Source organism: Amycolatopsis sp. NPDC050768 (assembly GCF_040654155.1).
Lineage (GTDB): Bacteria > Actinomycetota > Actinomycetes > Mycobacteriales > Pseudonocardiaceae > Amycolatopsis.
In genome coordinates this window covers 166202-181377 of record NZ_JBFAHL010000007.1, presented here as the reverse complement: position 1 = coordinate 181377, position 15176 = coordinate 166202, and the positions used below count along the sequence as shown (strand labels likewise).

Here is a 15176-nt window from a genome sequence, read left to right as displayed (position 1 = left end):
TCGCAGTGGACGCGGTACACCCGGGGCGGACGGGGCGGTCACAACCCGGCAGCGGGCAACGCTCGCGTCTTTACATTTCGCTTCGACTTGTCGAGCTGGGTGTACATCACCTACCGTCTTGTCAACCACGTCGGACAGCGTCGTTGACGGAGGAGGACGAGATGAGCGAAGTCGCGGGGACGGTGCCCGCCGGTTCGACCGAGTCGTGGACGGACCACAAGCGATACCTGTGGCTGATCGGGCTCGTGGTGCCCTCACTCGCATTCCTGGCGATCGGGCTGCACGCGGCCACCGGCTGGGGCGTGTGGTTCTGGATCGGGCCGATCGTGATCCTCGTGATCGTGCCCGTGATCGACCTCGTCGCGGGGCTCGACCGCAGCAACCCGCCCGACGACGTGCTCGAACGGCTGGAAAACGACCGCTACTACCGCTGGATCACCTACCTCTTCCTGCCGATCCAGTACGTCGGGTTCGTGGCGGCGTTCTGGCTGATCGGGCGCGGCGACCTCAGCGTGGTGGACAAGATCGGGCTGGCCGCGTCCATCGGGTGCATCGGCGGGATCGGCATCAACACCGCCCACGAGCTGGGGCACAAGAAGGAGAGCCACGAGCGCTGGCTGTCGAAGATCGCGCTGGCGCAGAGCTTCTACGGCCACTTCTACATCGAGCACAACCGCGGCCACCACGTCCGCGTGGCCACGCCCGAGGACCCCGCTTCGAGCCGCGTCGGCGAGAGCTTCTACCGCTTCTGGCCGCGCACGGTCGGCGGCTCGCTGAAGTCGGCGTGGCGGCTGGAGCGCAAGCGCTACGCCCGGCGTGCGAAGCACCCGTTCCGCATCGGCAACGACGTGCTCAACGCGTGGCTGATGTCGGCCGTGCTGTGGGCGGCGATGCTGGTGTGGCTCGGGGTCGGGATCCTGCCGTACCTGCTGATCCAGGCCGTGGTGGGCTTCTCGCTGCTGGAAGTCGTGAACTACATGGAGCACTACGGGATGCTGCGCCGGCGCGTGGGCCCGCCGGATCGCCGCCGCCACGAGCGCGTGGACCCGAGCCACAGCTGGAACTCCAACAACATCGCCACCAACGTCCTGCTCTACCACTTGCAGCGCCACAGCGACCACCACGCCAACCCCACGCGCCGTTACCAGACGCTGCGGGACTTCGCCGAATCGCCGGCGCTGCCCACCGGGTACGCCGGGATGATCGTGCTGGCGCTGGTGCCGCCGCTGTGGCGGCGCGTGATGGACCCGCGCGTGCTGGCCCACTTCGACGGCGACATCTCCCGCGCCAACATCCAGCCGCGCAAACGCGGCAAGGTCCTGGCCCGGTACGGCACCCGCGTGACGGCCGAACAGCCGACCACCACCGACACCCGCGGCGACGCGGCCGAAGGCGGGATGTGCCCCGGGTGCGGCTATGTCTACGACGAACAGCGCGGCGATCCGCGCGAGGGTTTCCCGGCCGGCACGCCGTGGTCGGCGATCCCGGACTCGTGGTGCTGCCCCGACTGCGGCGTGCGCGAGAAGGTCGATTTCGTGGCTCCAGGAAGGGTGGGTGCGTGATGCGGATCGAGGCGAACCGCGAGCTGTGCGCGGGGTTCGGCATGTGCGAGGCGATGGCGCCGGACTTCTTCGAGGTCGGTGACGACGGCACGGTGGTGCTCCTGGAGGAGAGTCCCGCCGAGCAGCACCGCCTGGACGTGACGGCCGCGGCCGACGCGTGCCCGGTGCTCGCGCTGAAGGTGCGGGACTGAAGATGCGTTCTCCAGCTCGCCGGGACCACACGGGAGGCGGCCTAGGATGACGATCATGAGCGAGGCACTCCGGGCCGCACCGCCCGAGGGCGGCCAGCACCGGCAGCCGATCGTCACCGCGGCCATCGAGCTGACCGCGACCGAGGGCTGGTCGGCGGTCACCATGGCGCGGCTGGCCGAGGCCGCGGGCGTGAGCCGCCAGACCGTGTACAACGAGATCGGCTCCAAGGCCGCGCTGGCCGAGGTGATGATCTCCCACGAGCTGGCCCGCTTCCTCGCCGTGGTGCGCACCGCGTTCGACCGGCACCCCGACGACCTGGTCGAGGCGATCTACGAGGCCATCCGCGCGGTGCTCGACCTCGCCGACGACAACACGCTGCTGCGCGCCATCGCGTCGGCGACCCACGGCACGGACACGGAACTGCTGCCCCTGCTCACCACGCGTGCGGGCTCGCTGCTCACCGAGGCGAAGACGATGCTGATCGAGCGCGTGCGCACGTACGGGCCGCCGCTGGACGACGAGCAGATCGCCGTGGTGATCGACCTCGTGGTGCGCACCGTGCTCAGCCACGTGATGCAGCCGTCCGACACGCCCGCCCGCACGGCCGACGCGCTGGCCTGGGTGGTCGGGCGCGTGCTGGGCACGTCGGCGGCGCGGCCTATGCGCCGCGGCTGACCCGCGGCTGGGGCATGATGGACCCGTGGAGTCGACCAGGGTGGACCGCTGGCTGTGGGCCGTACGGCTGGCGAAAACGCGCTCGGACGCGGCCGCCGCGTGCCGGGGCGGGCACGTGCGCGTGAACGACCGCCCGGCCAAACCCGCCACCACCGTGGTCCCCGGCGACGAGGTCCGCGCCCGCATCGGCCAGACCACCCGCGTCGTCGAGGTCGTCCAGGTCATCCAGAAACGCGTCGGCGCACCCGAAGCCGCGAAATGCATCATCGACCGCACTCCGAAGCCGCCCCCGGAGGCCGCGATCCCGGTGGCGCACCGCGAGCGCGGCGCGGGCCGTCCGACGAAACGGGAACGCCGGGTGCTCGACGACTTCCGCTCACGCTGGAGCTGAGTCAGCGCAGGGTAGAGGCACGTCACCTACCCCACCCGAGCCCTCACCTCGCTCGCTATCCAGCCCTAAACACCACAACGACTTTGCCGCAACCCTGCCTTGGGAGGGCGGGGGTCTGTCTGGCGGGGCCGAGGGGCAGTACAGCGACCCGGCGTTGTCGGGGCTGTCGTGCTCATGTTTCCGCATCCGCCAAAGAAAATCCCGGATGCGGGACTCGGCGTGGGCGGCCTTCGGGGTGGTATTCGAAGTGCCACCATTCGTTGTCGTAGACGCGGTACAGATGGTGGGCCGCGCCGTGGAGTTCGAGCCAGTGGGCGCCGTCGCGGGGGCGGATGTCGAGGGCGGTGCCCGTGACGTGGCGGGAGTTCGCCGGGGGCAGTGCGCGTCTGCGGGCCCGGGCCACCGAGCCGGTGCGGCGGACCTCCGCGGTGAAGAGGCGGTCCTGGGTGCCGGCGTCGCGGTGGCCGGAGGTGAGGCCGAGGAGGGTGCCGTGACGCCAGAGGGCGGTGGTGCGGGCCGCGACGAAAGCCGCGTGGGTGCCAGGCGACAGGCCGGTGAGGTCCTCGGACGGGAACCGGACCCTGAGCGCCCAGGAGCAGGCGACGGATCGCCCGAGGCCCGGAGCCACCAGGGAGGCCAGTGGCCACAACACGAAGGCGAGCAGACGGGTGATCACCCGGTAGCCGACGTCGCGCCGCCGGCCCGCGCGGTCCGAAGTGGACAGGCAAAGCCGCATGACTCCCCCAGGAGAACGTCTCATCCCAGCGCCTTCACCGCGGCCGCCGCGGCGCGGGCGACGAGGGCGTCGTCCGTGGGGGCGTCGGCGGCGGGACGGTCGGAGAACACCACGAACACGATCGGCGCGCGGCCCAGAGGCCAGGCGATCGCGATGTCGTTGCGGGTGCCGTGGTCGGCGGTGCCGGATTTGTCGGCGACCTGCCAGCCGGCGGGGACGCCCGCACGGACGAGGTGGGTGCCGGTGGTGCTGGCGCGCATGGTGTTCGTCAGGACGGTGCGCAGGGGCGCGGGCAGGGTGTCGCCGAGGACCACCGTGCGCAGCGACCGGGCCCAGGCACGCGGGGTGGTCGTGTCGCGCAGGTCGCCGGGGGCGGTTTCGTTGAGGGTGGGTTCGATGCGGTCGACGTGGGTGGTGGTGTCGCCGATCGAGCGCAGCCACGTGCTCAGCGCGGCCGGCCCGCCGAGCTCGCGGAAGAGCATGTTGCCGCCGGTGTTGTCGCTGTAGCGCAGGGCGGCGTCCATGATCGCGCTCAGCGTCATGCCGGCGCCCGCGTGTTTCTGGGTGATCGGCGAATCCGCGACGACGTCGGCCGGGCCGTACTTGATCACGCGGTCGAGCCCCGCCATCCCCACCTTCTGCAGCACGGCCGCGGCACTGAACACCTTGTGCGTCGACGCGTAGGCGAAGCGCTCGTCGGCGCGGTAGGCGACTTCGTGGCCCGAGCCGGTGTCCACGACGTACACGCCGAGCCGGGCGCCGAAAGAACGCTCGAGGTCTTCGAAGTCGTGGTTCGAGACCGTCGGCGAAGCGGAGGTGGCGGGCGGTGCGGCGGGCGGCAGAGCCTGCGGCGCGCCACATCCCGCCAACGCCACCACAGCCACTGCCGCCACCGCCACCGCAGACTTGCTGAACACCGGGTTCCCCCTTCGGAAGTGATCGACATCCGCAGTCTCACCAAGGCTGCTCATGCTGTCCAAGACAGAAGTGGCCACTTCCATGCGCAATGGGCATACAGTGTGGTCGTGGACCTGATCGGAAGCTGCCGCGCGTTCGTCGGCGTGAGCGAAACCGGGAGCTTCACGGCGGGGGCGGCGGTGGCCGGCATCCCCCAGCCCGTGGCGAGCCGCCGGATCGCCGCGCTCGAACGCCACCTCGGCGAGCGACTCTTCGACCGCGCGACGCGGCGGGCCCAGCTCACGCCCTTCGGCCGCGACATGCTGCCGTCCGCGCGGCGCCTCGTCCACCTGGCCGACGCCATGGAGCACGACGCCAAGCGCGCCAAACTGCGTCCCCTGCGTCTCGCCGTGCCCGACACCTGCCCGACCCGCGACCTCGCCGAGCTCGACGCCGAGGCCCGCGCGCTCGGCATCTTCCTCGAGTTCCGCCCGGCGCCGCCCGGCGAGCGCGCCGAGCTCGTGCGCACGCAGGAGGTGCGCGCCGCCCTCGTCGCCGTGCCCGAGACCGATGCCGTGTGGACGGTGCCGCTCGGCGTCGCCGCCACGGAACGCCAGCAGCTGCCACCCGTGGTCCACCTCGAAACGCTGCGCGCCGGGCGCGCCACGAACGCCGAGCGCCGCCGCGTGTGGATCCAGCCCGAAGACGACGTCCCCCACATCCGCGACCGCGTGTTCCGCGTCCGCGACGCCGTGGGACTGCGACCCGCACAGGTCTCCGTCGCCGATTCCCTGACGGCCGCCGCGGCCGCCGTCTACGGTTCCGCCGACCTGCTCCTGTGCTCCCCCACGCAGGCCACCGAGCTCGGCCTGGGCTGGCGCCCCCTGGGCGACGGCCCCCTCGCCCGCGGCTTCGACGTCGCCGCCGCCCTCGGCGAAGACGCCCACCACTTGCGCACCCGCCTGCGCCCCGGCATCGCCCGCTGCCTCGGCGCCCCCGATCAGGAGAACGTGTGAACACCGAATCCCTGCTCCGCGACCTCCGCGAGGACCTCGACGACGGCGGCCTGCGCGGTTCGTTCCTCGTCCGCGACCTCAACACCGGCCAGGAGATCGGCCTCGACGCGGACCTGGAGTTCCCCAGCGCCTCGCTGGTCAAGGTGCCGCTCGCCGCGGCGACGTTGGAGCGCATCCGGCGAGGTGAGCTCGACGGCGCGACACAGCTGGAGGTCGAGCCCGGGCGGGTCACCACGGCCGGGCCGGCCGGGCTGGCGCGCTTCCGCCACCCGGCGCGCGTGGCGATCGACGATCTGCTCTACCTGAGCGTGGCGGTCAGCGACGGCACCGCGGCCGACGCGTTGTTCGAGCTCACGCCGCCGGCCGAGGTCACGCGGATGCTGCGCGAGTGGGGCATCGACGGCGTCTCCGTGCGGCACGCGACGGCGGAGCTGGCCGACACCCCCGCGGAACGGTTCGAGCCGGGCGAGGTGCACCTCGCGCACGCGCTGGCCATTCGCGCGGGCACGGCCGGGCGGGGGCACCCGGTGTCGCAGCTGGACGTCAGCCGGGCCAGTGCCGGTTCGGCGCGGGCGTATGTCGCGCTGCTGGAGGCGTTGTGGCGGCCGTCCAAAGTAGACACCGAGGTGGCGGCACGCACGCGGGACCTCATGGCCCACAACCTGCTGCGCCAGCGGCTCACGCCGGATTTCGCGTCCGACTCGACGAAATGGTCCGCCAAGACCGGCACGCTGCTGAACCTGCGGCACGAGGTCGGCGTGGCCGAGCACGCCGACGGGCAGGTGTTCGCGGTGGCCGCGCTCACCGAGTCGCGGGTGCCGGCGGCGATCCAGCCCGAGGCGGAGATCCTGATGGCCAGGGTCGCCCGCACGATGCGGGACCACCTGCGGTCACGCTGAAACTCAGCCCAGGCGGTCGAACCACCGGTCCACGACGGCGTCGGCGACCGTGGTGTCGTCGCGCAGGATGCTGGTGAGCGCGAGGCCTCGCAACATCATCAGCAGCGATTCGTAGCCGACCCGATCGTCTCCTGTGGACTCGAACGCCTTCCGCAGCTCCCGCCCCAGCTCGCGTTCCGCGGGCAGCAACGCCGCCCGCAACGCCGGGTCGGTCCGCGCGCCCAGCCAGAGTTCCAGCCCCGCCAGGAACAACGGCCCCGACATCGCCTCCCGCAACGCCGTCACCAACTGCCGCCGCGAATCCGCGCCGGCGAGCCGCACCTGCGCCAGCTGCTGCTCGGCGATGTAGTGGATCGCCGCGACGAACAGGTCCGCCTTCGACCCGAAGTGGTGCAGCAGCGCACCCCGCGACACCCCCGCCCGCTCCTGCACGCGCTGCGTCGTCGTGCCGGCGTAACCGAACTCCACCAGGCACCCGACGGTGGCGTCCAGCAGGGTCTGGTGGGTACGCGCTCGTTGTTCGCTGCGGGTCACCCGGGCAGCCTACCGTTCTCGTTGACAGTCCAGACGGACTGTGAAAACCTCCGGGCATGCTCGCTGTGGAGTTGGTGCGCCGGGGTGCCCGGCGCTTCGCGGATCGCACGGCCGTGGTCGTCGGCGACCGGGAGTTCTCCTTCGCCGAAGTCGACGAGCGCGCCAGCCGCCTCGCCAACGCCCTGCTCGCCGCGGGCGCGGGCCGCGGCACGAGAGTGGGGCTGCTGGTCGACAACGGCGAGTGGTCCATCCCGCTCGACTTCGCGTGTCTCAAGGCCGGCGTGACCAGGGTGCCGCTCAACGCCCGCCTCGCCGTGGCCGAGCAGACCCGGATGCTCGCCGAATCCGGCGTGGCCCTGCTCGTGTACAGCATGCCCCTGGCCGAACGGGCCGCGACACTCGCCGAAACCCTCGACGGCCTGAGGCTGGTGGGACTCGGTGACCGGCAACGCGCCCAGGACCTCGACCTCGTCGCCGAACTGGACCGCGTTCCGGCCGCCGACCCGCGCGTCCCCGTCGCCCCGGACGACGTCATGCTCGCCCTCTACACGTCCGGCACCACAGGCACGCTCAAGGCCGCGCAGCACACCCAGGCCGGCTACGCCGCGATCACCGCCAACATCCTCGCCAACCTCCTCTCCCCCGGCCGCGACTCGGCGATGCTGCACGCCGCGTCGCTCATCCACGCCAGCGGGACTTTCGTGCTGCCGTACTGGATCCGCGGCGGCCGCGCGGTCGTGCTGCCCGGCTTCGACCCCGAGTCCTATCCGGACTCGATCACCCGGCACCGCGTCACCGACATCAACCTCGTGCCGACGATGCTCGGCCTGCTGCTCGCCGGGTCCACTATGGACTCGGCGGCCACGCTCGACACCATCGTCTACGGCGCCAGCCCAATGCCGAAGCCGCTGATCCAGGAAGGGATGGACCGCTTCGGGCCGAAGTTCGTGCAGTACTACGGCCAAACCGAGGCTCCGTTGTGCCAGACGGTGCTCGGCAAGGCCGACCACCTGCAGAGTGACCTGCTCGGCTCGTGCGGTCACCCGGCCGTCGACGCGGAGCTCCTGCTGACCGATCCCGACGGGAATCCCGTGCCACGCGGGGAGATCGGCGAGATCCGCGTGCGTGCGCCGTTCACGATGAGCGGGTACCTCGACGCGCCCGAGCTCACCGCGGAGACGCTCGTGGACGGCTGGATCCGCACGCGCGACCTCGCCCGCGCCGACGAGCGCGGCTACCTCTACCTGGTCGACCGCGCGAGCGACATGATCGTGACCGGCGGCTACAACGTCTACCCCCGCGAGGTCGAGGACGCGCTGGCCGCGCACCCGGCCGTGGCCGAGTCCGCCGTGGTCGGTGCGCCCGATCCGACGTGGGTCGAGGCCGTGACGGCGTTCGTCTCCCTGCGCCCCGGCGCCACAGTGTCCGAAGAGGACCTGCGCACGCACGTGCGCGGCCGGCTCGCCGGGTACAAGGTGCCCAAGAGCGTGCACGTGGTCGATGCGATCCCGAAGTCGGCGGTGGGCAAGATCCTGCGCCGCGCCCTGCGTGATCCCCTGTGGGAGGACCGATGAACGTCCTGGTCGAGAAGCGCGGCCCCGTCACGATCGTGACGATCGACCGGCCCGAACGGCGCAACGCCGTCGACCGCGCCACGGCCGAAGCGCTCGCCGGCGCGTTCCGCGCGTTCGACACCGACGAGGACGCCTCCGTCGCCGTGTTGCAGGGCGCCGGCGGCACGTTCTGCGCGGGCGCCGACCTCAAAGCCGTCAGCGAGGGCCGGGGCAACCGCACCGAACCCTCGGGCGACGGGCCGATGGGACCGACGCGGCTGCGCCTGACCAAACCGGTCATCGCCGCGGTCAGCGGCCACGCCGTGGCGGGCGGGCTGGAGCTGGCGATCTGGTGCGACCTGCGCGTGGCCGACGAAACCGCTGTGTTCGGCGTGTTCTGCCGGCGCTGGGGCGTGCCGCTCATCGACGGCGGCACCGTGCGGCTGCCGCGCCTGATCGGCCAGAGCCACGCGCTGGACCTCATCCTCACCGGGCGCCCGGTCGAGGCCGACGAAGCGTTGCGGATCGGCCTGGCCAACCGCGTCGTCCCCGCCGGGCAGGCACTCGACGCGGCGGTCGAGCTCGCGAACAGCCTTGCCGCGTTCCCGCAGACCTGCCTGCGCGAAGACCGCGCGTCGGTGCTCGAACAACACGGCGCCACCGAAGAATCCGCCATGGCCAACGAGTTCAGCCACGGTCTGGTCTCCCTGTCGAGCGACACCGTCGCCGGCGCCACCCGCTTCGCCCGCGGCGCCGGCCGCCACGGTTCGTTCGACGCCTGAATCCGGGGCGGGGCACTGGGCGCAACCCCGCCCCGGATTCGTCACGCCGCGACGTAACCGGCGTCGAGCTCCCGATGGAGTGTCACGCGGTCGATCGCCTTCTCCCACTTGCCCACGACGAGTGTGGCCACGCAGTTGCCCGCGATGTTGGTGAACACGAACGCGGCCGACAGGACACTGTGGACACCCAGCACCAGCGCGATGCTGCTGACCGGGATCGTGTGCGTGGCCGCCAACGTCAGCGCCAGCACCGCGATGGCCGAACCCGACACACCCGCGCCGCCCTTGGACGTCAGCAGCAGCACGAACAGCAGGCCCAGCTGCGCCTGCCAGCTCAGGTCCGTGCCGGTGGCCTGCGCCAGGAACACGCTCACCGCGGCGAAGTAGAGGCACGTGCCGTCGTGGTTGAAGCTGTACGCGGTGGGCAGCACGAGCCCCACCACCGGCTCGTCCACGCCCAGCTTTTCGAGCTTCGCCGTGAGCTGCGGAAACACGCTCTCCGACGAGCTCGTGCCGAGCACCAGCACCAGCTCCGCGCGGAAGTAGCGCAGCACCTTCCACAGGCTGACCCCGGCGTAGTGCGACACCGGCCAGAGCACGAGCACGAAGAACAGCACCACGATCAGGTAGAACACCCCGACCAGCTTGCCCAACGGCAACAGCGTGCTCAGCCCGTACTTCGACACCGTGAACGCGATGGCCCCGAACGCGGCGAACGGCGCGAGCCGCATGACCTTCTTGATGATCCAGAACAGCGACTGCTGCACGGTGCCGACGATGTTCAGCACCGGCTGCGCCTTTTCGCCCAGCGCGGCGAGACCGCAAGCGAACAGGACCGAGAACACCAGGACCTGCAGGATCTCGCCTTTGGCGAACGCGTCGACGGCCGACGTGGGCACGAGGCTCACGAGGAAGTCGTCGAAACCCTCCGACTTGGCCGGCGCCGCCGAAGCCGGCGCGTGCAGCGACGACGGGTCGATGTTCATGCCGACGCCGGGCTTCAGCACGTTGACCACCACGAGGCCGATCACCAGTGCGATCGTGGTGATCACCTCGAAGTACACAATGGACTTCACCGCGATGCGGCCGACCTTGCCGAGGTCTCGCACGCTGGCGATGCCGTGCGTGACCGTGCAGAAGATGATCAGGCCGACGACCATCTGGATGAGGTGGATGAAGATGTCGCCGAGGAAGTCGACGTGGTGGCCGACCGAGGGCGCGAGCGCGCCCACGAGCACGCCGACGACGACGCCGGCGAGGACCTGGAAGGTCAGGTCCTGGTAGAACGGCTTGCGCTTGCGGGTCTGCCCGGGGGCGCCCGTGGACGTGGTTTCGCTCATCGTCTTCCGGTTTCTCCGTTGAATCTCCGGTGGGGAAAGCTGGCGGCTAGCCGAGGATCCGGCGCGCCGGCGCGAACACCTCGTCGGCGTCGAGGCGGCGTGGGAGCAGGCCTTGTTCGAGGCACGCCTCGACGATCAGCTCGATCGGCCCGCTCAGCCGCTCGAAGCCGAACACCGTGGGGACCGGCGCGCCGTCGGGCCGCTCGACGGTCGCGTCGGCGCGGCGCAGCAGCTCGTACGCCTCGCGGACCGCACCGGGGTCGCGGCGGCTCACGGACTCCCCCGCGACGACCATGTGGTTGATCGGCATGAAGCCGTGCTCGCGCCACCACTGCTCGTCGCGCGCGGCGGCGTCGGGGATCACCCGCACGAACTCGTCGCCCTCGGGCAGGTCGTTGCCGAGGATGGTGGCGTCGATGCGGCCTTCGCGCAGGAGGTCGGGCAGGCTCGCTTCGCCGACGCCGTGCTCGACGAAGTCCGGGTCCTCGTACTCGGCGACGTGGGCGCCGTCGCGGGTGAGCCAGTGGATGTCGCGCGAGGCGAGGCCGAAGTCCTCGGTGAGGTGCGCCCGCACCCACATGCCGGTGGTCTGGGTGAAGGCGCGCACGCCGATGCGCTTGCCCTTGAGCTCGGCCGGGTCCACCGGGCGCGCCGCGTGGGCGATGAGGCAGCCGCGCTGGAACCGCGACGCGACCACGGCCGGCAGCAGCACCACAGGGCGGCCGTACGCGATCGCCTGCAGCGCCGTGACGATGGCCAGCTCGCTCAGGTCGTAGGCCGCTTCGCGCACCATCGGGGCGAACGCCTTGTGCACCGGCGACACCGCGGTGAAGTCGAGCTCGACCGACGGGCTGGTGACCTCGCCGTTCTTGAGCGGCTTGGTGTGCGGGTAGTCCGCGAGGACGGTCCGCAGGATCGTGGGCTCAGGCACGGCTCGCACCCTTCAGGGACGGGTAGAAGGCGGCGGCGGTCCCGCCGAAGATCTGGTCGAGGTCCGCTTCGGGCAGCACGGAGACCGTCTCTCGGGCCTCGGCCAGCAGGTCGGGCAGCACGCCGTCGGCCGCGGGGAAGTTGGAGCCCCACGCGATGCGGGCGGCGCCGTAGGCCGCGACCAGGTCGGTGAGGAAGTCCTCGGTCGTGGACGCGCCCTTCGCCGACGCGGCCAGCGCGCGGTGGGTGAGCTTGAGGTGCACACCGGGGTAGGCGGCCAGGTCGAACAGGTCCTTGGCCAGGCGGTACGGGCGCCCGTCGGACAGGTCGGGGCGCGCGCAGTGGTCCAGCAGCACGCGCACGCGCGGGAAACGGTCGAGGATCTCGCGCAGCTTCGGCAGACCCTGGATCGTCATCTGCAGGCACACCGGGATGTCGTGCTTCTCGGCGTGGGCCCAGGCGGGGAACGAGTCCTCGTGGCCGAGCCAGTCGGCCTGGCCGGGCATGGTCGTGCCGGTGGTGAACAGGCGGAAGCCCGAGAGGCCGAGGCCCTGCCAGTGGTCGATCTTCTCGACGGCGTCGGGAGCCATCGCGTCGATCGAGTAGACGCCCGCGAAGCGGTCGGGGTGGCGGCGCAGCGCTTCGGCGACGTAGCGGTTGTCGTGGCCGTACACCGTGGACGCCTGCACGACCACGGCCTGCGCGATGCCCGCCGTGTCGAGGGCCCGTACGAGGCCGTCGATGTCCACCGGGTGCGCCTTCGACCACTCGCTCTGCTTCCCGCCGATGGGGTCGACCGGGTACTGGCCCGCGTCCGGGGAGATGACGTGGGTGTGCGAGTCGATGGTGTCCATGTGACCTCCTGTGAACCGGGGGTTCGGCGCAGCACCGGATCCTCGGCGACCCGGCTCGGAGCCCGCGCGCTCCGGCAGACGGGGACCCTACACGATTGTTAACAATCTCGTACAAGATTGTGGGGACGATTTCGTTGGGGATCATGGTGAGCAGCGCCTCGTGAGCACAGCGCGAGCCGTTTACCGTGGAATCCGTGCAGGTGGGAGGGTGCGGGACGGGTGGCCGTCCTGACAAGTGAGGGTGGCCGGAGACTCACTGGCCCGGATGCTGGGACGGCGGCAGGGCGGGAGGGTTCACCTGAACCGGGCATGAGGGACAACCGCGAGAAATCCGGCCGCGGACAGCACAACGCCCCAGGCTCCGGAGGTCCGGTGCCTGGGGCGTCGTAGCGGTGGGAGCGGCGGTGACCCGGGATCAGCCGAACATGCCCACCTCGTAGTGGCCCGCCGGCTGCTGGGTGATCACGTTCATGCGGTTGTAGGTGTTGATGAGCGCGATGAGCATGGTGAGGCCGGTGAGCTGGTCCTCGTCGTAGTGCTTCGCGGCCTGCTGCCAGACCTCGTCGCTGACACCTCCCGCGGCGTCGGCGATGCGGGTGCCCTCTTCGGCCAGCTCGAGGGCCGCGCGCTCGGCGTCGGTGAAGACCGTGGCTTCGCGCCAGGCCGCGACGAGGTTGAGGCGAGTGGGCTCTTCGCCCGCGGCCACGGCTTCCTTGTAGTGCATGTCGGTGCAGAAGCCGCAGCCGTTGATCTGGCTGGCGCGCAGCTTCACGAGCTCCTGCGTCGCAGCGGGAAGGCCCGAGTCCGAGATCGGCTTGTTCGCCGCGTTGAGGTACTTCATGAACTTGCCGGCGACCGCGTTCTCGAAGAGGTTGAGTCGTGCGTCCACTGGTCTGCTCCTTCGCCCTTTTCCACTGGTTACGCACTCTTGACGGGTGGGCTCGCGAAGTTGTGACACCGGCAAATGTGACCTGCGTCTCACCCCAAGTCGGCCTCCGCGCGGATCTCGAGCGTCTCCCCCGGCTGGTGCAGCTCCAGCACGACGAGCTCGTTGCGCCCCCGCCGCCAGAGCGGCGCCGGGGCGTAGAGAGTCCGTTGTGGACCGCGGCTCCAGTAGCGGCCCAGGTTGAAGCCGTTGAGCCAGACGATGCCCTTCTCCCAGCCCGGCAGCGCGACGAACCCGTCGGCGGGCGCCCCGATCGTCACCGCGGCCCGGTGAAAGGCCGGACCGACGCCCGGGGCACCCGGTGTGAAGTGCACTGTGGACAGATCGTCGAGCGGCAACGGCCGGATCTCCCAGCCGAAGAGCTTCTGCTGGGTGTTCATGGCGACCCACCCGTCGATGCCCTTGCGGTCGGCGAGGTAGGGGCCGTAGTTGATCCGGCCCATCGTGTCCACGAGGATGTCGAGCTGGTTCTCCGCCTCCTCGAACACGAGGTCCACCGTGGCGTCGGGGGTGTTGCGGTCGAGGACGCCGACCTGCTTTCCACCGGCGAAGACCAGCGCGCGGTCGGCGAGGCCGTGGATGCTCAGGGTGCCGTTGTGCGGGCCCTGCACCTTCGTCCGGTAGTGGATGAGCCCCGTGGCCTGGCCGAGCTTCTCCATCGGCAACGGCTGCGGCGAGCGAACCACCTTCGACAACGCGGGCAGCGACTCCAGCAGCGACGCCGTCGCGTCCGGCTTCACCGTCTGCGGCGCCAGCCGCGGTGAACGGCCGGGGATCGGCCCGTCGGGCAGCTTCGTGTACTTGCCGATCACCTCCCGCAGCGCCGTGAACTTCGCGCCGAGGTCGCCCGCCTCCCCCACCGGCGAGTCGTAGTCGTAGCTCGTGACGGTGGGCTGGTAGGTCGTGCCGGAGGTGTTGGCCCCGCTCGTGAAGCCGAAGTTCGTGCCGCCGCAAGCCATGTACAGGTTCACCGACGCGCCGGAGGCGAGCACCGTGTCGATGTAGCCCGCCATCTGCTGGGGGTCGCGCGTGTTGTGCTGCTCGCCCCAGTGGTCGAACCAGCCGTCCCAGAACTCCGCCATCATCACCGGCTTGCCGGGCTGGAACTTCTTCAGTGCTTCGAGACTCGGCACCGGATTGCCGTCGCCCGTGCCGACTTCGAGCGTGCCCGGCAGCGAGCCGAAGCGCATGAAGAAGTCGGACGCGCCGTCGGCCGCGAACAGCAGGCTCGTGCACCCCCGCGAACGCAGGCTGTCGCGCAGGTGCGCCAGGTACGAGGTGTCGTTGCCGTAACTGCCGTATTCGTTCTCGATCTGCACGGCGATCACCGGCCCGCCGCGGTGCGCCTCCAGCGCGGCCAGGCGCGGCACGAGGTGGTCGTACCAGGCGTCCACGGCCTTGAGGTACTTCGGATCGGCGCACCGCAGTTCGAGGTCGCGGTCGGCGAGCAGCCACGCGGGCAGGCCGCCGAAGTCCCACTCCGCGCAGATGTACGGGCTCGGCCGCACGATCACCCGCAGCCCCACCTCGCCGGCGGTGCGGATGAACTTCGGCAGGTCACGCCGGCCGCTGAAGTCCGGCGGGCCCGGCTCCGGCTGGTGGAAATTCCACGCCACGTACGTCTCGACCGTGTTCAGGCCGAGCGCCCGCAGCCGCTCCAGCCGGTCGCGCCACTGGTCGGGGTGGATGCGGAAATAGTGCACGGCACCCGAGATGATCTGGAACGGCTTGCCGTCCAACAGGAACTGCTCACCGGACACGGTCAGTCCCCCACGACCCGCCGCGTCGGCGGGCCCGGCGAACACCGTGCTCGCCGCGGCCAGCCCGGCGACCCCGCCGAGGAAACTCCTCCTGCTCACTGCATTCACG

Annotated in this window: 16 protein-coding genes; 8 read left to right on the top strand and 8 right to left on the bottom strand. The window is 70.9% G+C overall.

Annotated features, from left to right (window positions below; all coding sequences use genetic code 11):
• Positions 1-161 precede the first annotated feature (161 nt).
• The 4 genes from AB0H62_RS21990 to AB0H62_RS21975 are packed head-to-tail and all read left to right on the top strand — an operon-like array spanning position 162 to position 2820.
• Positions 162-1562 carry a fatty acid desaturase gene (locus AB0H62_RS21990; protein WP_360587780.1) on the top strand — a complete coding sequence of 467 codons (1401 nt, stop codon included), beginning with the start codon at positions 162-164 and terminating at the stop codon, positions 1560-1562.
• A complete protein-coding gene (locus tag AB0H62_RS21985) occupies positions 1562-1753 on the top strand; it encodes a ferredoxin (RefSeq protein ID WP_220239385.1) in 192 nt (63 codons plus the stop codon). The genes AB0H62_RS21990 and AB0H62_RS21985 overlap by 1 nt, the downstream gene beginning before the upstream one ends.
• Before the next feature lie 46 nt (positions 1754-1799).
• On the top strand, positions 1800-2429 hold the full coding sequence (locus tag AB0H62_RS21980) for a TetR family transcriptional regulator (protein WP_360587778.1): 630 nt from the start codon (positions 1800-1802) through the stop codon (positions 2427-2429).
• A 25-nt stretch (positions 2430-2454) separates the two neighbouring features.
• A complete protein-coding gene (locus AB0H62_RS21975) occupies positions 2455-2820 on the top strand; it encodes an RNA-binding S4 domain-containing protein (protein ID WP_220239383.1) in 366 nt (121 codons plus the stop codon).
• A gap of 172 nt (positions 2821-2992) precedes the next feature.
• Here the strand turns inward: AB0H62_RS21975 and AB0H62_RS21970 are convergent, their stop codons facing one another.
• Entirely contained in the window at positions 2993-3580 is a 588-nt protein-coding gene (locus tag AB0H62_RS21970; protein ID WP_255637819.1) for a D-alanyl-D-alanine carboxypeptidase family protein, read from the bottom strand.
• Positions 3577-4473, bottom strand: a complete 897-nt coding sequence (gene bla / locus AB0H62_RS21965; protein WP_360587775.1) for a class A beta-lactamase — start codon at positions 4471-4473, stop codon at positions 3577-3579. The genes AB0H62_RS21970 and bla overlap by 4 nt, the downstream gene beginning before the upstream one ends.
• 102 nt (positions 4474-4575) lie before the next feature.
• On the opposite strand from bla, the gene AB0H62_RS21960 reads away from it, so the two are divergent.
• On the top strand, positions 4576-5469 hold the full coding sequence (locus AB0H62_RS21960) for a LysR family transcriptional regulator (RefSeq protein WP_220239381.1): 894 nt from the start codon (positions 4576-4578) through the stop codon (positions 5467-5469).
• A complete protein-coding gene (locus AB0H62_RS21955) occupies positions 5466-6368 on the top strand; it encodes a serine hydrolase (RefSeq protein WP_220239380.1) in 903 nt (300 codons plus the stop codon). The genes AB0H62_RS21960 and AB0H62_RS21955 overlap by 4 nt, the downstream gene beginning before the upstream one ends.
• 3 nt (positions 6369-6371) lie before the next feature.
• Here the strand turns inward: AB0H62_RS21955 and AB0H62_RS21950 are convergent, their stop codons facing one another.
• On the bottom strand, positions 6372-6902 hold the full coding sequence (locus tag AB0H62_RS21950; protein ID WP_360587772.1) for a TetR/AcrR family transcriptional regulator: 531 nt from the start codon (positions 6900-6902) through the stop codon (positions 6372-6374).
• 56 nt (positions 6903-6958) lie between these two features.
• Here AB0H62_RS21950 and AB0H62_RS21945 point away from each other — a divergent pair, with 56 nt between their 5' ends.
• Together AB0H62_RS21945 and AB0H62_RS21940 are read left to right on the top strand one after the other, a co-directional pair.
• Complete coding sequence (locus tag AB0H62_RS21945) at positions 6959-8476, top strand: AMP-binding protein (protein ID WP_360587770.1); 1518 nt, start codon at positions 6959-6961, stop codon at positions 8474-8476.
• Positions 8473-9237: a crotonase/enoyl-CoA hydratase family protein gene (locus AB0H62_RS21940; protein WP_360587768.1), complete on the top strand. Its 765-nt coding sequence runs from the start codon at positions 8473-8475 to the stop codon at positions 9235-9237. Before AB0H62_RS21945 ends, AB0H62_RS21940 begins: the two co-directional genes overlap by 4 nt.
• A gap of 41 nt (positions 9238-9278) precedes the next feature.
• Here AB0H62_RS21940 and AB0H62_RS21935 read toward each other — a convergent pair whose 3' ends face one another.
• From AB0H62_RS21935 to AB0H62_RS21915, 5 genes are all read right to left on the bottom strand, one after another.
• Positions 9279-10577: a cation:dicarboxylase symporter family transporter gene (locus AB0H62_RS21935; RefSeq protein ID WP_220239376.1), complete on the bottom strand. Its 1299-nt coding sequence runs from the start codon at positions 10575-10577 to the stop codon at positions 9279-9281.
• Positions 10578-10623: 46 nt separating this feature from the next.
• Entirely contained in the window at positions 10624-11508 is an 885-nt protein-coding gene (locus AB0H62_RS21930; protein WP_360587766.1) for a hypothetical protein, read from the bottom strand.
• Positions 11501-12361, bottom strand: coding sequence for an amidohydrolase family protein (locus AB0H62_RS21925; protein WP_220239374.1), 861 nt, complete (start codon positions 12359-12361; stop codon positions 11501-11503). Before AB0H62_RS21925 ends, AB0H62_RS21930 begins: the two co-directional genes overlap by 8 nt.
• 415 nt (positions 12362-12776) lie before the next feature.
• On the bottom strand, positions 12777-13250 hold the full coding sequence (locus tag AB0H62_RS21920; RefSeq protein WP_220239373.1) for a carboxymuconolactone decarboxylase family protein: 474 nt from the start codon (positions 13248-13250) through the stop codon (positions 12777-12779).
• 89 nt (positions 13251-13339) lie between these two features.
• The gene (locus AB0H62_RS21915; protein WP_360587764.1) at positions 13340-15175 is read right to left on the bottom strand and encodes a beta-galactosidase family protein; all 1836 of its coding nucleotides are present in this window, start codon (positions 15173-15175) and stop codon (positions 13340-13342) included.
• Position 15176 lies beyond the last annotated feature (1 nt).